The sequence below is a fragment of the Pseudomonas lactis genome (genome assembly GCF_001439845.1).
In the GTDB taxonomy this organism is placed as follows: Bacteria; Pseudomonadota; Gammaproteobacteria; order Pseudomonadales; family Pseudomonadaceae; genus Aquipseudomonas; species Aquipseudomonas lactis.
The window spans coordinates 247092-264666 of sequence record NZ_JYLO01000010.1 but is presented as its reverse complement, the minus strand read 5'-3'; the positions used below and the strand labels follow the sequence as shown (position 1 = coordinate 264666).

At 60.4% G+C, this 17575-nt stretch carries 19 protein-coding genes; 8 read left to right on the top strand and 11 right to left on the bottom strand.

All coding sequences use genetic code 11. The features are described 5' to 3' along the window. Positions 1-2 precede the first annotated feature (2 nt). The 5 genes from TX24_RS19170 (at position 3) to TX24_RS19155 (ending at position 2522) form a co-directional block, all read left to right on the top strand. Complete coding sequence (locus TX24_RS19170) at positions 3-368, top strand: hypothetical protein (protein WP_057710896.1); 366 nt, start codon at positions 3-5, stop codon at positions 366-368. 169 nt (positions 369-537) lie between these two features. Continuing rightward, positions 538-948, top strand: coding sequence for a DUF6896 domain-containing protein (locus TX24_RS19165; protein WP_057710895.1), 411 nt, complete (start codon positions 538-540; stop codon positions 946-948). 411 nt (positions 949-1359) lie between these two features. Then, positions 1360-1653, top strand: a complete 294-nt coding sequence (locus tag TX24_RS32965) for a polymorphic toxin type 47 domain-containing protein (RefSeq protein ID WP_082628832.1) — start codon at positions 1360-1362, stop codon at positions 1651-1653. After that, the gene (locus tag TX24_RS19160) at positions 1653-2042 is read left to right on the top strand and encodes a hypothetical protein (protein WP_057710894.1); all 390 of its coding nucleotides are present in this window, start codon (positions 1653-1655) and stop codon (positions 2040-2042) included. Before TX24_RS32965 ends, TX24_RS19160 begins: the two co-directional genes overlap by 1 nt. A 117-nt stretch (positions 2043-2159) precedes the next feature. Then, positions 2160-2522, top strand: a complete 363-nt coding sequence (locus TX24_RS19155) for an Mpo1-like protein (protein WP_057710893.1) — start codon at positions 2160-2162, stop codon at positions 2520-2522. A gap of 9 nt (positions 2523-2531) precedes the next feature. Here the strand turns inward: TX24_RS19155 and TX24_RS19150 are convergent, their stop codons facing one another. From TX24_RS19150 to TX24_RS19140, 3 genes are all read right to left on the bottom strand, one after another. Beyond that, positions 2532-3329, bottom strand: coding sequence for an acyl-CoA thioesterase (locus tag TX24_RS19150; RefSeq protein ID WP_003189843.1), 798 nt, complete (start codon positions 3327-3329; stop codon positions 2532-2534). An 89-nt stretch (positions 3330-3418) separates the two neighbouring features. Then, complete coding sequence (locus TX24_RS19145; protein ID WP_057710892.1) at positions 3419-4180, bottom strand: CHAD domain-containing protein; 762 nt, start codon at positions 4178-4180, stop codon at positions 3419-3421. 42 nt (positions 4181-4222) lie between these two features. Beyond that, positions 4223-4501, bottom strand: a complete 279-nt coding sequence (locus tag TX24_RS19140; protein ID WP_003189839.1) for a hypothetical protein — start codon at positions 4499-4501, stop codon at positions 4223-4225. 216 nt (positions 4502-4717) lie between these two features. On the opposite strand from TX24_RS19140, the gene TX24_RS19135 reads away from it, so the two are divergent. Beyond that, positions 4718-5755, top strand: a complete 1038-nt coding sequence (locus TX24_RS19135) for a patatin-like phospholipase family protein (protein WP_003189836.1) — start codon at positions 4718-4720, stop codon at positions 5753-5755. 115 nt (positions 5756-5870) lie between these two features. Here the strand turns inward: TX24_RS19135 and TX24_RS19130 are convergent, their stop codons facing one another. From TX24_RS19130 to kdpF, 6 genes are all read right to left on the bottom strand, one after another. Further along, positions 5871-6560 (bottom strand): response regulator, encoded by a 690-nt coding sequence (locus tag TX24_RS19130; protein WP_005786351.1) that lies wholly within the window; start codon positions 6558-6560, stop codon positions 5871-5873. 140 nt (positions 6561-6700) lie between these two features. Then, positions 6701-9343: a sensor histidine kinase gene (locus tag TX24_RS19125; protein WP_057710891.1), complete on the bottom strand. Its 2643-nt coding sequence runs from the start codon at positions 9341-9343 to the stop codon at positions 6701-6703. Between the two features lie 127 nt (positions 9344-9470). Continuing rightward, a complete protein-coding gene (gene kdpC, locus TX24_RS19120) occupies positions 9471-10016 on the bottom strand; it encodes a potassium-transporting ATPase subunit KdpC (protein ID WP_057710890.1) in 546 nt (181 codons plus the stop codon). A gap of 112 nt (positions 10017-10128) precedes the next feature. Next, complete coding sequence (kdpB, locus tag TX24_RS19115; protein WP_003189828.1) at positions 10129-12186, bottom strand: potassium-transporting ATPase subunit KdpB; 2058 nt, start codon at positions 12184-12186, stop codon at positions 10129-10131. Between the two features lie 15 nt (positions 12187-12201). Continuing rightward, on the bottom strand, positions 12202-13896 hold the full coding sequence (kdpA, locus tag TX24_RS19110) for a potassium-transporting ATPase subunit KdpA (protein WP_057710889.1): 1695 nt from the start codon (positions 13894-13896) through the stop codon (positions 12202-12204). A 9-nt stretch (positions 13897-13905) separates the two neighbouring features. After that, complete coding sequence (gene kdpF / locus TX24_RS31055) at positions 13906-13995, bottom strand: K(+)-transporting ATPase subunit F (protein WP_003218754.1); 90 nt, start codon at positions 13993-13995, stop codon at positions 13906-13908. A gap of 413 nt (positions 13996-14408) precedes the next feature. On the opposite strand from kdpF, the gene eat reads away from it, so the two are divergent. Beyond that, the gene (gene eat / locus TX24_RS19105) at positions 14409-15773 is read left to right on the top strand and encodes an ethanolamine permease (protein WP_057710888.1); all 1365 of its coding nucleotides are present in this window, start codon (positions 14409-14411) and stop codon (positions 15771-15773) included. A gap of 110 nt (positions 15774-15883) precedes the next feature. Further along, a complete protein-coding gene (locus tag TX24_RS31050) occupies positions 15884-16051 on the top strand; it encodes a DUF2897 family protein (RefSeq protein WP_003172675.1) in 168 nt (55 codons plus the stop codon). Positions 16052-16059: 8 nt separating this feature from the next. On the opposite strand, the gene TX24_RS19100 is transcribed toward TX24_RS31050, so the two are convergent. Continuing rightward, positions 16060-16908, bottom strand: coding sequence for an urea carboxylase-associated family protein (locus TX24_RS19100; RefSeq protein WP_014717638.1), 849 nt, complete (start codon positions 16906-16908; stop codon positions 16060-16062). A 14-nt stretch (positions 16909-16922) separates the two neighbouring features. Then, positions 16923-17567: a GntR family transcriptional regulator gene (locus TX24_RS19095; RefSeq protein WP_003189816.1), complete on the bottom strand. Its 645-nt coding sequence runs from the start codon at positions 17565-17567 to the stop codon at positions 16923-16925. Positions 17568-17575 lie beyond the last annotated feature (8 nt).

Below are 17575 nucleotides of genomic sequence, written 5' to 3'. Positions count from 1 at the left end.
CCATGAAGCTCACCCCGAAACTATCAATCATCAAAAGCTTACTATTCACCTACAGCATTGAAAATTATGACGACCCTGAACGAGAGCGCTTCATAGCATCAAAAAACATCAATGATGAAAAGGAGCTTACGGAGCTGTTTGACAAATTAACCAAACCAGAATTTCTACCCTACAGACCCAAAGAGCGCCAATGGCACATTGACACACTTCACCACTACCTAAATACGGATGAGAATTTCGAGTCCGTATTTTACTTTCTCGACACTTATTTTGACTATGAAATAACTAATCATAGGCAATTTATGAAAGTATTGCTTCGCTGCCTAGAGCATTACAACTTGGACGCCAACGCAAGCGAATCAAAGTAAATAAATCCTACAAAAAATCTGCCTGAGAAAAAACGGGAGAAACTTAGTTAAAATATCTACCAACCATTAAGTAAATTTATTTCCTCTCACTTCATCCCTTTTCACCCACGTTACTGAAGGGCACCGACAGCTACGCAGTAGAACTGGACAGACTAGAAAGGCCAAGAAGATGAGAACTCAAACTCTAGAACATTTGATTACCGACTACTTGGAACAAGTAAAAAAGGCTACCGACTTACTTGAGCAAGTCTTTGGAACCAAAAACATCATTGGTCTATGGCGATCCAAAAAGATCCCACAGCGCGGGACGGTCGCTGCAAATATCACCTACGAACTGCACGGTATTGGTTGCAGTGTTTACTTATCTGAAATATGTGTCGACTTTGATTACGGCCCGGACGATAGGGTCGACGGTTTCGACTCGTGGAGGCTGTATATGTACGCATGCGAAACACCCAGCAAGTACAAAAAACATACAGATAAACAAGCCTTGGAACGTGAGTTCAATGCGTACCTAAAAAAGGGCAAAGCCAAGAAAATCGAAGGGTCCACATCTAATTTGTACTTCATACAGTCTTGATGCCGTTCAGGTAAATCTCCTTACCCTAGACACCCTGAATATCGAATATGGGATGGGACTTGACCCCGATAGCTGTGAACCAGCCAATACATGTGCAAACTGCCCCACCGGAATCGGTGCAAGCCCTAATGCTGGTTAGTCAAGCGAACGCAATGCCCAAAGCAACGAAGATCAAATGTGGGAGCTGGCTTGCCTGCGAAAGCAGTAATACAGTGACAGATGCCGTGACTGACACGCCGCCTTCGCGGGCAAGCCCGCTCCCACAGGGGATCTGCGCTTAACTGACTGGCGCTCCTCCCACATTCGAACCTGCTGCGTTATGCAATCAAGTAATCTGATCAGCGCTTGGAAAGCTCCATAATCATCAGACTCAACAAATAAACCCGCGGCACCACGCTTTCCACCGATGGTTTGGATGAGCCTTTTCGCAGGACGAACATACCCAACACCGAATACAGCGTATCGAAATGGGGCAAAGACCAATATGGCAAATCATTTCCAACAGAATGGCGAGTACAAACCGGTCCCAATAGAGGAGCGGAAGTGAATATTGACGATCCTATGCTTGTGCCAAGTAAAGAAGGCCCGAAATCACCTCATATTGGCTATCAAACACCTGGAAAGAGAGGCGACGGAGGAGCCAAAAGAGGCCATATACTGCTCCAACTGGTTCCTGTCAGCCGGTCCAGAATAGGTGTCCCCTGATGAGTTATCTGGAAGACGAAATAGACGAAGCCTTTAATGCGCTGAACCTCGACGCTGGAAAGCTTGATTCGAGCGAACTCAACTTGTTGATAAGCTCTCTGACGAGAAAATTCTTCAAAGCGCAAAGCAATGTGCTTGATCCCGTCGAACTGAACGAGAAAAGCACCGAACACAACCCTGACTTTTGGAAGGAGGTGCCGCATCGCATTAGCGGGAATGGCCTGGTTCTGCTGGTATTAGATTCAGCGTACAGCGCCTGGAGAATGGAAAACGCTCGAGTGCTCGCCTCTGTGTTAGGCGAAACCACCGGATATCCGTTTTGGATAACCGATAACGAGCTGACGTTCTTAGTACACATGGACGATCATGACTGTGTCATTTGGGCATGAGCGCCACTCCGCCTAAATTGCAGACTATGAGGTCCATAGCCAGCCCCAATTCGCCACCTCGCCCACCTCAACCTAAACTCTGTTCAAGTTGTTTCAACGGACAGAGGATTCACCACCATGGGCAAACGTCACCCCAATCTCCCCGCCTGGCAATGGCGTCAGTACCCACAGAACCATCAGCACCCGACCAACCTGGCGTTGCACCTGATTGCCGTGCCGCTGTTTATCGTTGGTTTCCTGTTGATCGTGTCGGGCGTGTTCAGCCTGAGCCTGACCAGTTTCGCGGTCGGCGTGATTGGCATTGTCGCGGGCCTGGCGTTGCAGCGTCATGGCCATAGCCTGGAGGCTCAGGCCAGTGAGCCGTTCAGCGATCGTAAAGATGCGGTGCAGCGCCTGGTGGTCGAGCAGTTCGTGACTTTCCCGCGCTTTGTGCTCAGCGGTGGCTGGTGGCGCGCCTGGCGGCAGCGGCACCACCACTGACCGGCAGGTTCAGGCGAACACCACCACAGTCTGACGGCTGAGGGCGATCAACTCGCCGGTCGGGCTCCACAAGGCAGCGGCAGCGTGGCCGTAGCCGTCGCGGGCGTGTTCGATGTTGACGTGGTACTGGCACCAGTCGAGGGTGGTCAGATCCTGCAGGGGCTGGATGAACTCGATGGTCCAGGTCAGGGTGCTGCCCGGCGCGGGCTTTTTCAGGTGCGGCAGCAACGCCGGTGGCCAGGCGTCGACCAGGGCGAGGATATGCGCCTCGGTCAGTGGCTCTTCTTTTACATCCCCCCGCAACCGTACCCAGCCGCCCATGTCGCGGGATTTATTGCCGGTAAACGGCAGGCCACCCACACTCCAACGCATCGCCAGGTGGCGCATGAATTCGGGGGTAACGCCCTTGATATAGGGCAGTTCCTGGCACTCATCCCAATGTTTGAAGACCGGTGGCGGCTCACTTGCCACGTCAATTTCGGAGGGGCGAGAGGCGCCAAAACTGGCCTGGACCAGGGTCGCCACTTCACCGTTCTGCACCACGCGCCCCAGCAGCTGGCTGACCGCCTTGCCTTCGCGCAGCACTTCGACTTGATAGCTGGCAGGTACATCCGGCGCTACCGGGCCGACAAAGGTGATGGCCAGGGAGCGCAGCGGTCGATCCGCCGGCACCTGAGCGCGCAGCGCCTCGTATTGCAAGGCGGCGACCAGGCCACCAAAGGTAGCCCGGCCCTGGGCCCATTCGGCAGGAATGGTGACATCCAGCGGATTGCTACGGGCAGCATCGAGCAAATCACTAAAGCGCATGGCGACCTCACATCAAGAAAATCGTGGAGGAATCTTAACCATCCAATTCGGCAGGCACAGCGCCTATTCCGGCCAAAAACCGGACCGGTTTAAAAACACTCGGCGCTGAGTGTGTCCAGCACGCGGTCGGCCTTGCCTTGCGCCTTGAGCATGGTGCGCTGCCACACCGCGACACAGGGTTGCAGGTCTGGCTCGTGACCGGCCTGGGCCAGCCATTGCCAACAGTCATGCCAATCACCCAGAGCGCTCTGGGCTTTTTTCAAATGCGACAGAGCATTAGCGGGTAATTTGTCCAGCTCCGGATACGCCTCGGCGGCGTAGCGCACACGCTTGATCAGCAACCGCAGCCGGTGGCGATCATGATCGGGATTCTTCAGGGCCTCATCGAGTCTCTGCCATTGCTTGGCCAAGCGCTTCTGGATACGCGGGCGCAAGCCCTTGAGCAGTTTCTGGTGCTGGGACGCGCGGATAAACCGCGGGAATGCATCCAGGATCAGCAGCAAGTGCGCCAGTTCCGGGCTTTGCGCCACTTGGCGGTAAGCCTCGGGCTGCAGACGCAGGCGCCGATCAGCTGCCTCGTGATGCCCGTGCTGATGCAAATACGCCGCCAGCACCTCTCGGTCGCGTAGCGGCGTAGTCAGTTGGCCAACCGTGCTGGCGGCCAATTCAAGCTGTTCGACACCGGGCAGCCCGCGCAAAGGGCGCAACAGGCTGCGCAGGCGTCGCACAGTGGTGCGCAAATCATGCAAGGCTTCATCGTCAGTGAAGGCGGCGAGGCGAGCCTGGCAGCTCAGTAACCCTACTTCCAGGCCAATGACCTGAGCGACTAACTGATTGACCAACGCTGACATCCTGCCCTCACTTTTCGATAAAAAATCCTGCCCGCTGCGGGGTCATCGCCCGGCGCGAGACTCACGAATGTAGAACCGCGCTTTCTCGGCCTTGTTGGAGCAGCCCTCGAACGCTTCAAACTGCTGCTGAGTCTTGGCGCCAGTCAACAGCGACAACGCCTTGGAGTAACTGACAGTGCCGGCAAAACCTTCGGCCTTGGCCAGGTCCAGTTCTTTCCAGGCGGCGTCCAATTGCGAGCCACAGCTGTCGCGATACGCGGTTTTCCCGGCACAACCAGCCAAGGCCAGCACGATCACAGGCACACAGATCCAGGCTTTCATTGATGACACCTCAAATATACAAATTCAGTCGTAGCCTGTAGACGTTGCCTACAGGGAAAAGTGCCTTGTCCTTAGCCTGAAATCGGTAGTACCTATTGCCAGAGCATACCCGAGCCTGATCGCCAGCCTGGAAAAATCTTGCGCGCTGTCAGCAAGGATTGAAGCAGGCCCCTTGATGGGTGCATTGTGGGCCCCTGTTTTGCGAAGGATCTGGCCATGAAGAAACGTGTTGCCTTAGTGCTGGGCTCCGGTGGTGCCAGGGGCTACGCCCATATCGGGGTGATCGAGGAAATCGAACGACGCGGCTATGACATCGCCTGTATCGCCGGCTGTTCCATGGGCGCCGTGGTGGGTGGGATCTACGCTGCCGGCAAGCTCGACGAGTACCGCAACTGGATCGAAAGCCTGGACTACCTTGACGTATTGCGTCTGGTGGACGTGAGCTTTCGCCTGGGAGCGATTCGCGGTGAGAAGGTGTTCGGGCAAATCCGCAAGATCGTCGGCGATATCAATATCGAGGAGCTGCGCATCCCCTACACCGCCGTCGCCACCGACCTCACCAACCAACAGGAGATCTGGTTCCAGGAAGGCTGCCTGCACCAGGCCATGCGCGCCTCGGCGGCCATCCCCAGCCTGTTCACCCCAGTGATGCAAGGCAACCGCATGCTGGTGGACGGCGGCCTGCTCAACCCGCTGCCCATCGTGCCGGTGGTGTCGAGCCACTGTGACTTGATCATTGCAGTCAACCTCAACGCCACCAACCAGAAGCACTATCAATTGCCGGTGATCCAGCGCCCGCCAGCGTTCAAGAGCCGCTTCAACAGCCTGGCCAAGTCACTGGGTTCGCACCTGCCGTTTCGCCGCAAACAGGCCGAGCAGTTGATGAAACTGGAACAAGAAGCCTTGCAGGCCCAGGCCGCCGAAATCAACCCGTGGCTGGAGTCTGCCGAACCCGAAGCCCAGCAACCCGCCGCGGCGCCGGAGAAAGCTGGCGCGCCGAAGTCTGCGACCGGCTCGTTCATCATCGACAACGTCGGGCCTGCATCGCTGCTGGACCTTATCAACCAGAGTTTCGAGGTGATGCAAACCTCATTGGCGCAATACAAGATCGCTGGGTACCCACCGGATGTGCTGATCAACGTGCCGAAGCGGGTGTGCCGGTTTTTCGAGTTCTACAAAGCGCCGGAGTTGATTGCTTTGGGGCGGGAGATTGCCAGTGATACGTTGGATCGGTATGAGAGTGAGCAGAGTTGAGCGTGTGGGTGTTGCGGATGGCCTCATCGCGGGCAAGCCCGGTTCCCACAGGGGAATGCATTTCAACTGTGGGAGCTGGCTTGCCTGCGATGGCGCCAGCGCAGGCACCAAAGGTTCAGGCACCTAGCAACCGATACCCCACCCCCGCCTCCGTCACGATAAACCGCGGCTGGGTGGGGTCATCCGCCAGCTTCTGGCGCAGGTGCCCCACCACGATCCGCAGATAGTGGCTGTCCTCGGTATGGGTTGGCCCCCAGATGTCCTTGAGCAACTGCTGCTGGGTAATCACCCGCCCGGGATGGCGGGCCAGTTGCGCCAGCACTGCGTACTCCTTGCGGGTCAGCGCCACTTCGGCACCGTCCAGCAGCACGCGGCGATAAGCCAGGTCCACCGTCAGCGGGCCAAAACTCAGGGCGGCTTCCTGGGCCTCTCCCGCCGGTGCCTGACGCAACAACGCACGCACCCGAGCGAGGAATTCCTGGATGCCGAAGGGCTTGGTCACGTAGTCATTGGCGCCACCGTCAAGAGCCTCGACTTTCTGGCCTTCACTGGCCCGCACCGACAGCACCAGCACCGGTACCGTAGACCACTCGCGAAACTCGCGCAGCACCTGCTGGCCGTCCATGTCGGGCAGCCCCAGGTCGAGCACCAGCAGGTCCGGTTTGTTCAGGGCCGCTTGCGCCAGGCCTTCGTTGCCGGTGCCGGCCTCGATCACCTTATAGCCCTGGGAGGCCAGGCTGATGCGCAGGAATTTGCGGATCTGCGGTTCGTCATCTATGACGAGAATCGTCGCGGTCTGGCTCATGGTGTCTCATCAAAATCCATTAAAAAATCACCCCCCCTGTAGGAGCGAGCTTGCTCGCGAAAAACCCATAGGCACCGCGTAAACTCAGGACGCCATCATTGTCGTTAACGACCTTCGCGAGCAAGCTCGCTCCTACAGGATTACTCCAGGACAGGTTGTGTGGGCAGCGGTAGAAACAAGGAAATGCAGGTGCCGCGCCCCTCAATGCCATCGGCCACGCTGATATGCCCACCGTGTGCGCCGACCATGCCCTGGCAGATCGCCAAGCCGAGGCCGGTGCCCTGTCCGCCTCGATCACCACGGGCAGCGGTGTAGAACATGTCGAAAATCTTCGCCCGCTCCTCCTCGGGAATCCCCGGTCCTTCATCCGCCACGGCAAAAAACAACTGCTCATCCTGCACCCCAGCCCGCAACTGCAAGCGGCCCTGGGGGGGCGAAAACCGTGCGGCGTTTTCCAACACGTTGACCAAGGCCTGCTCAATCAACGCCGCATGCACATACAACAAAGGCAGCTCCGGCGGCACATCGGTGCTCACCTGCAACGGCGCCAGCACGGCGCGCAGTCGCCCAAGGGCACTGCCGACAATATCGCCGGGCGACACCCAATCGCGTGCCAGTTTCAGCGCACCATGACCCAGGCGTGTCATGTCCAGCAGGTTCTGGATATAGCGGTCCAGGCGCTCGGCTTCATCACGGGTGCCTTCGAGCAATTCGCGGCGATCCTCCAGCGGGATGGCTTCACCCAGGGCCAGCAGGCTGTCGATGCTGCCGCGCATGGACGTCAATGGCGTGCGCAAATCGTGAGACACCGACGCGAGCAAAGCGCTGCGCAGTTGTTCGGTTTCGCCGTGCAGGCGCGCCGATTCCAGCTCCTGCCCCAGTTGTGCCCGCGCCAGCGCCTGGGCCAGCGGTTGGCTCAACGCGGTGAGTAAGCGACGACGTTGCCCGCTCAATTCCAGGCCAGGCTTGGCACTGACACCCAGCAACCCCAAGGGCCCCTCTTCACCTGACAGCGGCCACCACCACCAACGCCCAAACGGCAAGGTGCCGGTGCCCATGCCGGCCGGCTGATCATGCTGCCAGGCCCAATCGGCGGCAGCGCGTTCGGCTTCGGTGAGGGTCAACGGGCCACCGGTCTCGACCTTCCAGCCGCCCTGACCGTCGCGATTGACCAGGCACAGGTCAAGGTCGTTCCAACCTTGCAGATGGTGGGCGGCGGCACTGATAACAGCCTGGCGGTCGGTGGCAGCGGTGAGCTTGCGCGACAGGTCGAGCAGTTCGCTGGTTTCTTCCTGGGTATCGCGCAACGCCTGCAACTGGCGGCGCTGGCGCGCGGCGAGGTTGCCGGTCAACGCCGCCATCAACAGAAAAAACAACAGGGTCAGCACGTCTTCTTCACGCTGGATAGCGAAGGAAAAATTCGGCGGGATAAACAGAAAATCGTAAGTCAAAAACGACAGTGCCGCACACACCAGGGACGGCCCCAGGCTGCTGCGCACCGCCACCAGCAGTACGGCGGCGAGAAATACCAAAGAGATGTTCGGCAGCGCCAACGCACTGGACACGGCCCAGGCCACTGCGGCAGCGGCGAGGGTCGCCACCACCGCCAAGGCGTAATCGAACCACACCAACCCGCGTACCTCCGGCAGACGTGGCGGTGCAGGCATGTCATCGCTGTCGAGGACGTTGATTTCCAAACCGCGGGCATTGCGCAACAGGCGTGCCGCCAAGCCACCACCGAACAAGCGCCGCCGCCAACGCATCCGTGACTGCCCCACCAGCACTAGGCTGGCGCGGCGTTCGGCGGCGTGCTGGATCAGGGTCTTGGCCACTTCCCCCGCGCGCAGCAACACCACTTCGCCGCCCAACCGCTCCGCCAATTGCTGGGCGTTTTGCAGGCGCAGGCGCGATTGCTCATCCCGCGCACGGCCGTTGTCGATGTGCACCAGGCTCCAGGGCAAATGCCGACGCTGGGCCACACGGCTGGCATGGCGCACCAGGCGTTCGGCTTGGGCATCGCCATCCACGCCGACCAGCAAACGCCCGCGCACCGCCGGCGCGGCCTGGCCGAGTTGGCGGTAGCCCTGGGCCAGGTCGTCGTCGACGTGGGCGGCGGCGGTTTGCATGGCCAGCTCGCGCAGGGCCATGAGGTTGGTCTGGGTGAAAAACGCATCGATGGCCGCACGCGCCTGTTCGGGCACATACACCTTGCCGTCACGCAAGCGCTCGAGAAGCTCGCGAGACGGCAGGTCGATCAGCAGCAGTTCGTCGGCCTCTTGCAGCACCCAGTCCGGCAAGGTTTCGCGCACGTGTACGCCGGTGATGCCGCGCACCTGGTCGTTGAGGCTTTCCAGGTGCTGGACGTTGACCGTGGTGAACACGTTGATGCCGGCGGCGAGCAGTTCCTGAATGTCTTGCCAGCGCTTTTCATGACGGCTGCCGGGGGCGTTGCTGTGGGCCAGTTCGTCCACCAGCACCAGCTTGGGCTTGGCGGCGAGCAGGCCGTCGAGGTCCATTTCTTCGAGCATCACGCCACGGTATTCGCTGCGCAACAGCGGTTGTTGCGGCAGGCCGCTGAGCAAGGCTTCGGTCTCGGCGCGGCCGTGGGTTTCGACCACCCCGGCGATCAGGCGCACGCCCTGGCGCAGTTGGGTGTGAGCCGCCTGGAGCATGGCGTAGGTCTTGCCCACGCCGGGCGCGGCGCCGAGGAAGACTTTGAGCCGGCCACGACCGTCCCGGGGCAGATCGGCTAACAGGGCATCGGCGCGGCCGGAGTCGCTCATGCTCGGGGGTTCCTTCAGGTATTTATGGAGAGTCTTCAAGGCCGCCATCGCGGGCAAGCCCGGCTCCCACAGTGGAATGCATTCCAAATGTGGGAGCCGGGCTTGCCCGCGATGGCGATCGCTTGGCTTACAACGTTTCCAAAGCCATGTTGAGGGCCAGGACGTTTACTACGGGCGGCCCTACCAACGGGCTTTCGATATGCTCATCCAGCAACCGCTGCAAGGTTGCCACCGGCACATTTCGCGCCGCCGCTACTCGCGCCAGTTGATAGGCAATCGCCTGCGGTGGCAAGTGGGGATCAAGGCCGCTGCCGGAGGTTGTCAGCGAGGCCAGTGGCACCGGGCCCTGGCCCGGCACTGACTGCTTGTTGGCCTCCTCGAATATGCGAGTGGCCAAGGCCGGATTGCTGGGCCCCAGGTTACTGGCACTGCTGGACACTGTGGCAAATGCACCGGCTGACGGGCGTGGGTGAAACCAGCGGTCACCGGTAAAGTCCTGGGCGATCAGGCTGGAGCCACGCACCTTGCCGCTGGCGTCGTGCACCAGGCTGCCATTGGCTTGATCGGGGAAGGCCACTTGGGCCACGCCGGTGACTACCAGCGGGTAGGCCACGCCGGTGATCAGAGTCATGAGTACCAGTAGGCTCAGGGCTGGGCGGATGATGTTGGACATTTCAGACTCCTCAATTCAGTGGTGCGGTGGGACGCGGAGCGTTCGGGGCGGCGGCGTTCCCACGCAGAGCGTGGGAACGATCAGCAGAGCGTGGGAACGATCAGCGGACAGGTCAAACCAGGTGCAGCGCGGTCAGCAGCATGTCGATGGCCTTGATGCCCACGAACGGCACCAACAGCCCGCCCAGCCCGTAGATCAACAGGTTGCGCCGCAACAAGGCCGCCGCACTCGCCGCCTGCACCCGCACGCCGCGCAGGGCCAATGGGATCAGCACCACGATAATCAGCGCGTTGAACACGATGGCCGAGAGGATCGCGCTCTGCGGGCTCTGCAAGTGCATGATGTTGAGCACGCCCAGTTGCGGGTAGATCGAGGCGAATAGCGCCGGCAGGATCGCGAAGTACTTGGCCACGTCGTTGGCGATGGAAAAGGTCGTCAGCGCGCCACGGGTCACCAGCAGTTCCTTGCCGATCTGCACCACGTCCAGCAGCTTGGTCGGGTCGCTGTCGAGGTCGACCATGTTGGCGGCCTCGCGCGCGGCCTGGGTGCCGTCGTTCATCGCCATACCAACGTCAGCCTGGGCCAGCGCCGGGGCGTCGTTGGCGCCGTCGCCACACATGGCGACCAGGCGACCATCGTTCTGCTCATGGCGAATACGCGCGAGTTTCTTCTCTGGCGTGGCCTCGGCCAGCACGTCGTCCACCCCCGCTTCAGCAGCAATCGCGGCGGCGGTCAGCGGGTTGTCGCCGGTGACCATCACGGTGCGAATCCCCAGCTTGCGCAGCTCGGCAAAACGCTCGCGAATACCGGGCTTGACCACGTCCTTGAGATGGATCGCCCCCAGCAACTTGCCATCGGCGCACACCAGCAAGGGCGTGCCGCCGCTTTGGGCGATCTTGTCTATTTCCCGCGACAGCGCCGGCAACAGGTCGCTGCGTTGCTGGCCGATAAACGCCAGCAGCGAATCCACCGCGCCTTTACGGAACACACGGCCCTGGTAGTCGACACCGGACAAACGGGTCTCGGCGCTGAAGGGCACGGCGGTCAACGCCTCCAGGCTTGGCTCGGCCTGCGGGTGCAAGGCGCGCAGGTATTCAACGATGGACTTGCCTTCCGCCGTGTCATCGGCCAGGGACGCCAGCAGCGCGCCTTCGGCCAACTCGCGGCCGCTGACGCCAGGCGCCGCGACCACGGCCGAGCAACGACGGTTGCCGAAGGTGATGGTGCCGGTCTTGTCCAGCAACAGCACGTGCACATCCCCCGCCGCTTCTACCGCGCGGCCAGACTTGGCGATCACGTTGAGACGCACCAGGCGGTCCATGCCAGCAATACCGATGGCCGACAACAAGCCACCAATGGTGGTAGGAATCAGCGTCACCAGCAGTGCGACCAGGAACACCAAAGGCAAGCTGCCATTGGCGAAATGGGCGAACGGCTGCAAGGTCACCACCACCAGCAGGAAGATCAGGGTCAGGCCGATCAGCAGGATATCCAGCGCGACTTCGTTGGGGGTCTTCTGGCGCTTGGCGCCCTCCACCAGGGCGATCATGCGGTCGAGGGTGGACTCGCCCGGGTTGGCAGTGATGCGGATCAACAGCCAGTCCGAGACCAACCGCGTGTTGCCGGTAACGGCCGAACGGTCGCCGCCAGACTCGCGGATCACCGGGGCGGATTCGCCGGTAATCGCCGCTTCGTTGACCGCCGCAATCCCTTCGACGACCTCGCCGTCACCGGGGATCATTTCCCCGGCGGCAACACGTACCACATCGCCCTTGCGCAGGCTGGTGGCCGGTATCATTTTGAAGCTGCCGTCAGCCTCCTGGCGACGCGCGCTCAAGCCTTCGCTGCCGGCCTTGAGGCTATCGGCACGGGCCTTGCCACGCCCCTCGGCCAAGGCTTCGGCGAAGTTGGCAAACAGCACGGTGAACCACAGCCACACGGCTATTTGCACGGCGACAAACGTTGGAACGGTGGTATCGGGCACAAAGCACAGCACGGTGGTGAGGATGGCGGTCAGTTCGACCACCAGCATCACCGGCGAGCGTTGCAGTTGGCGAGGGTCCAGCTTGACGAAGGCCTGAACCAGCGCTGGGCGCCACAGCGCAGAGATTGCGGTTTTGGCAGGCTCCTGGGTTTTGACCGGGGCCGCGTTTTTTGCAGGCATATTCATTTTCATATCCCTTAACTAGAAGCCCATGCTCAAGTGTTCAGCGATGGGACCCAACGCCAGCGTCGGCAGGAAAGTCAGGCCGCCCACCAGCAAAATGGTCACGGTCAACAGGGTGACGAACAGCGCACCATGGGTGGGGAAGCTGTTCTGGCCAATCGGTGCGGCTTTCTTCATCGCCAGGCTGCCGGCCAGGGCCAGTACCGGGAGGATGTAGCCGAAGCGGCCGATCAACATGCCCAGGCCCAGCATCAGGTTATGGAACGGGGTGTTGGCGCCGAGGCCGGCAAACGCCGAACCGTTGTTGGCACTGGCCGAGGTGTAGGCGTAGAGCAACTGGCTGAAGCCATGGGGACCGGGGTTGCTGATGGCAGCTGCCGGGCCGGGCAAGCTAGCGGCGATGGCACTCAACACCAATACGCCGACCGGCATCACCAGCAGGGTCACCACCAGCAATTGCACCTCCTTGGCCTGGAGTTTCTTGCCCAGGTATTCCGGGGTGCGGCCGATCATCAGGCCGGCGAGGAACACCGCGATCAACACGTTAAGCAACATGCCGTACATACCGGCACCGACACCGCCGAAGATCACTTCGCCGACCATCATGTTGACCAATGCCACCATCCCGCTCAGCGGGCTGAGGCTGTCCTGCATACCGTTGACCGAACCGTTGGACGCCGCGGTGGTGGTCACCGACCACAGCACGGTGCCGGTGGTGCCGAAGCGTGTTTCCTTGCCTTCCAGCGGTGCGGTTTGCTCCACCGCCGGGTTGTTCAAGGTTGGGTTGGGCTGGTATTCGGACCACAGCGACGTCGCGCCGCCGATCAGGAACAGCGCCAGCATGCACGCGAGGATCGCCCGGCTCTGGCGCAGGTCCTTGACGTAATGGCCGAAGGTAAACACCAACGCCACCGGAATCAGGATGATTGAGGCCACTTCGAAAAGATTGGCCCAGGCCGTCGGGTCTTCGAACGGATGCGCCGAGTTCACCCCGAAAAAGCCGCCGCCATTGGTGCCCAACTGCTTGATCGCAATCTGGCTGGCGGCCGGGCCCAGGGGAATCACTTGGTCCACGCCCTGCATCGTGACGGCATCAACATAATGGGCGAAAGTCTGCGGTACGCCCTGCCAGACCAGGAACAGCGCCAGCACCAGGCACAACGGCAACAGGCCGTAGAGGGTGGCGCGGGTCATATCGACCCAGAAGTTACCCAGCGTCTGGGCAGATTTGCGCCCGATCCCACGGCAAAGTGCGACCAGCACGGCCAGGCCGGTCGCGGCGCTGACGAAGTTCTGCACCGTGAGGCCGGCCATCTGGCTCAGGTAACTCAAGGACGCCTCGCCGCTGTAGTTCTGCCAGTTGGTGTTGGTCATGAAACTGACGGCGGTGTTGAACGCCAGGGTCCATTCCTGGCCCGGCAGTTTTTGCGGGTTCAGTGGCAGGGAGCCCTGGAATAACAGGATCGAGAACAACAACAAGAAGCCCGCCAGGTTGAATGCGAGCAAGGCCAGCATGTATTTCTGCCAGCTCTGCTCTTGCTGCGCATCCACGCCCGAGAGGCGGTAACAGGCGTTTTCGACAGGCCCCAATACGGGCGTGAGCCAGGTGCGCTGGCCTTCCATCACCTTGTAGTAGAACCGCCCCAGAAACGGTGCCGGCACCAGTACCACGGCGAAGAAGGCGATGATCAGCCAATAGTCATAACTGTGCATAGCCCGCTCCTAGTTCCGATCCGCGCGTAACAGCGCAACCAGCAGATAAATGAACAGCGCCACGGCCAATAGCAGTGACACTCCGTCCAGAACGCTCATGGAAGTCTCCCCTTCGTGCGGCGATTGCCGCGTGTGGGGGCATTGTCCGCAGGAGCGGTGTAAAGGAACGAGAGCGAGGGGCTGGGTGGGGCGTAAAGATGGCGTAAAGAGTGGGTTTATGCGGGGTTTACAGCGGGATTTGCAGTGGCTGGGAGGGCCTCTTCGCGGGCAAGCCCGGCTCCCACATTCGACTGCGTTCTTTCAGTTAATACTCGGTCACGTGTGGGAGCGGGCTTGCCCGCGAAAGCGCGCGCCAAGTCACCACCGCACTTATGTGGTGCAACTCATGCCACATTCAAACGCCAAACCGTCCCCCCGGCGACATAGGCACTGCTTTACGACATAGTTCTGAGGCTTGGCATAGCCACTGCAACACCTTGAATTATTCCAAACGGTTCAGGGAGCGCAGCAAAATGAACACACAACTCAAACCCACCTTGGGCACCCTGCACCTATGGGGCATCGCCGTCGGGCTGGTGATCTCCGGCGAGTATTTCGGCTGGAGCTATGGCTGGGGCGTCGCCGGGACCTTGGGCTTTCTGGTGACCTCATTGATGGTCGCCGCGATGTACACCTGCTTTATCTTCAGCTTCACCGAACTGACCACTGCGATTCCCCACGCCGGAGGCCCCTTTGCCTACAGCCGTCGCGCCTTTGGTGAGAAAGGTGGCTTGATTGCAGGCCTGGCCACCTTGATCGAATTCGTCTTCGCCCCGCCCGCGATTGCCCTGGCCATTGGTGCGTACCTGAACGTGCAATTCCCGGCACTCGACCCCAAGCACGCCGCTGTCGGCGCCTATATCGTGTTCATGGGCCTGAACATTCTCGGGGTGAAACTTGCCGCCACCTTTGAGTTGGTGGTCTGCGTGCTCGCCGTCGCCGAACTGCTGGTGTTCATGGGCGTGGTCGCCCCAGCCTTCAGCTTCAGCCATTTCGCCCTGAACGGCTGGGCCGGTTCCGACACCTTCGGTGCCCCGGCGATTGCCGGGATGTTTGCCGCCATCCCCTTCGCCATCTGGTTCTTCCTCGCCATCGAAGGCGCCGCCATGGCCGCCGAAGAAGCCAAGGACCCCAAACGCACGATTCCAAAAGCCTACATCAGCGGCATCCTGACCCTGGTGATCCTGGCCATGGGCGTGATGTTCTTCGCTGGCGGCGTAGGCGACTGGCGCACCTTGTCGAACATCAACGACCCACTGCCCCAGGCGATGAAAACCGTGGTGGGCGACAGCTCCGGCTGGCTGCACATGCTGGTATGGATTGGCCTGTTCGGCCTGGTGGCAAGCTTCCACGGCATCATTCTCGGCTACTCGCGCCAGTTCTTCGCCCTGGCCCGCGCCGGTTACCTCCCCTCCTTCCTGGCCAAACTTTCACGCTTCCAGACGCCGCACCGGGCCATCCTCGCCGGCGGCGTGGTGGGTATCGGCGCCATCTACAGCGACGGCCTGATCAACCTGGGCGGCATGACCCTGACCGCCGCGATGATCACCATGGCGGTGTTCGGTGCCATCGTCATGTACATCATGAGCATGCTCAGCCTGTTCAAACTGCGTAAGACCGAGCCGTTGCTGGAGCGCACCTTCCGCGCGCCAGGCTACCCCATCGTGCCGGGTATCGCGCTGGTGCTGGCGGTGGTGTGCCTGGTGGCGATGGCCTGGTTCAATGCCTTGATCGGGCTGATCTTCCTGGGCTTTATGGCGGTGGGCTTCATCTACTTCCAGATGACCGCACAAGACCGCATCGATGCGCCGGCGGATGCAATGTTGACCGGACAATAGCGCCTATGAGGCAGAACGGGCCTACACTGAACTACTCAGAAAGCCCGTCACTCAAAGCAGTGATTACCGTGGGAAATTCTCCCACGAACCTCTGCCTCAAGGAGCGTCTTATGCCGTGGTATGCATGGTTGATTATGGTAGTAGCGATCGGGTCGATCGTCGGTGGCCTGATGATGCTGCGTGACAGCGCCAACAAGGTGGAACTCACCGACGAACAACGCAAACGCGTAGCCGAGCGCAATGCCCAGGCAGATGCCAAGGATGCGCAGGATCGCTGAATATTGGGTTACTCCCAATCCGCCTTGGCAATATGCAAGCCGTGCTGCCCTTTGTAGGCAGCACGTTCCGGCTGGCTCCAGCCATTGAGCAACTCATCCTCCAACCGGTAGATCTCCACCCCCAACGGACGGCACACCGTCAGCGGATCCTGCGCATCCGGCCCCCACATCGGTAGCGACAAATCCCCGCCAGGGCACGTCGACAACGCACAGAGCAGATCAATCTCGGCAAAAAACTCCAGGTAATCGCCCTTCTTCGCCGGACAGGCTTTCATGAAGTACATGTCATCCTGATTGAGCCCGGTGCACTGGAAAATATTCAACACGTCATGCACATCGAACTCCGTCAGCCCATGGGGCAATACCGCACGGGTCAGGTTCGAGTGGCAATGGTGGTGAAAGTCCTCCCCGGTCAACATACGGTTCACATAGGGGTCGCACCGCGTGCCCAACAAATCGTGCAAACGCCCACCGTGCTCATCAATGCCGTAGCTGGCCAGGCTGTCATCGGTAATAGTGACCAAGGGCCGTAGAAAAGGCAGGTTCGACCACAACCGATCATGGGTGCTGACATGGGCGCCTTGCAGCTGCCGAGTGCGCGCGGCCCACAAGCGTTCGCGTGGGTCGTTGGCGTTCCAGACATTAAAATCCCCCACCTGCGGCCCCACCGGTGTGGTCACACGGAACACATGCCCGGCCGGCACCTTCCACGCTCTCCCCGTTCGAATCGGCACCTCGAACTGTTCGATCAACGTGCGCTGGGTTTTCTGATCACGAATACGCTCATAGAACGCCGTATCCACCTGCAACGCCGAACCTTTGCTGACCTGGTACGCGGCGGGATAGTCTTTGTACATGGGGCACTCCTCCATCAAGGGCGATCAAACAAGGCGAGAGAAAGGCGTTCCGAGTCATCCAGGTACAGACTCATCGCCTCGCTGGCGGCCTGGGTTTGGTTGCGGGTTAGCAATGTGTATATCTCATGGTCACGCTCCAGCCAGGGTGACTGGAAGCGCTGCTCATCCGGCGCGGCGCAGAACGCCAGACGCAGTTGGGCTATTACCTGGGCGAAGAACTCGTCGAACAACGGGCTGCCCATCAACGCGACGATCTGCTGGTGAAACATAAGACTGTGAGTGGCCACGGCTCGCCAATCTTCCCGCTCCCGGGCCAGGGTGGTGGCGTCAATGGCGTTTTGCATAAGTGTTGATTGAGCGTCCGTCAGCGGCCCGCTTTGCGCAATCGCCTGCAACTCCAGGGTGCGGCGGACGACGAAGAGGTCGCGCACTTCTGCTCGCTCCAAGCGCCGAACCATGACGCCCTTATTGCGGATATAACGAGTAAGGCCCTCCTGGCCCAGACGATGCAGCGCCTCGCGAATCGTATTCCGGGATGCGTTGTAGACCTTGACCAGGTCCGACTCGATCAGCGGCATGCCTGGTAACAGCCGGCCGCCTATGATGTCGGCGCGCAGTTCCAGAGCGATCTGGTCGGCTAAGGATAGGGTGAGTGGCATCGTTACCT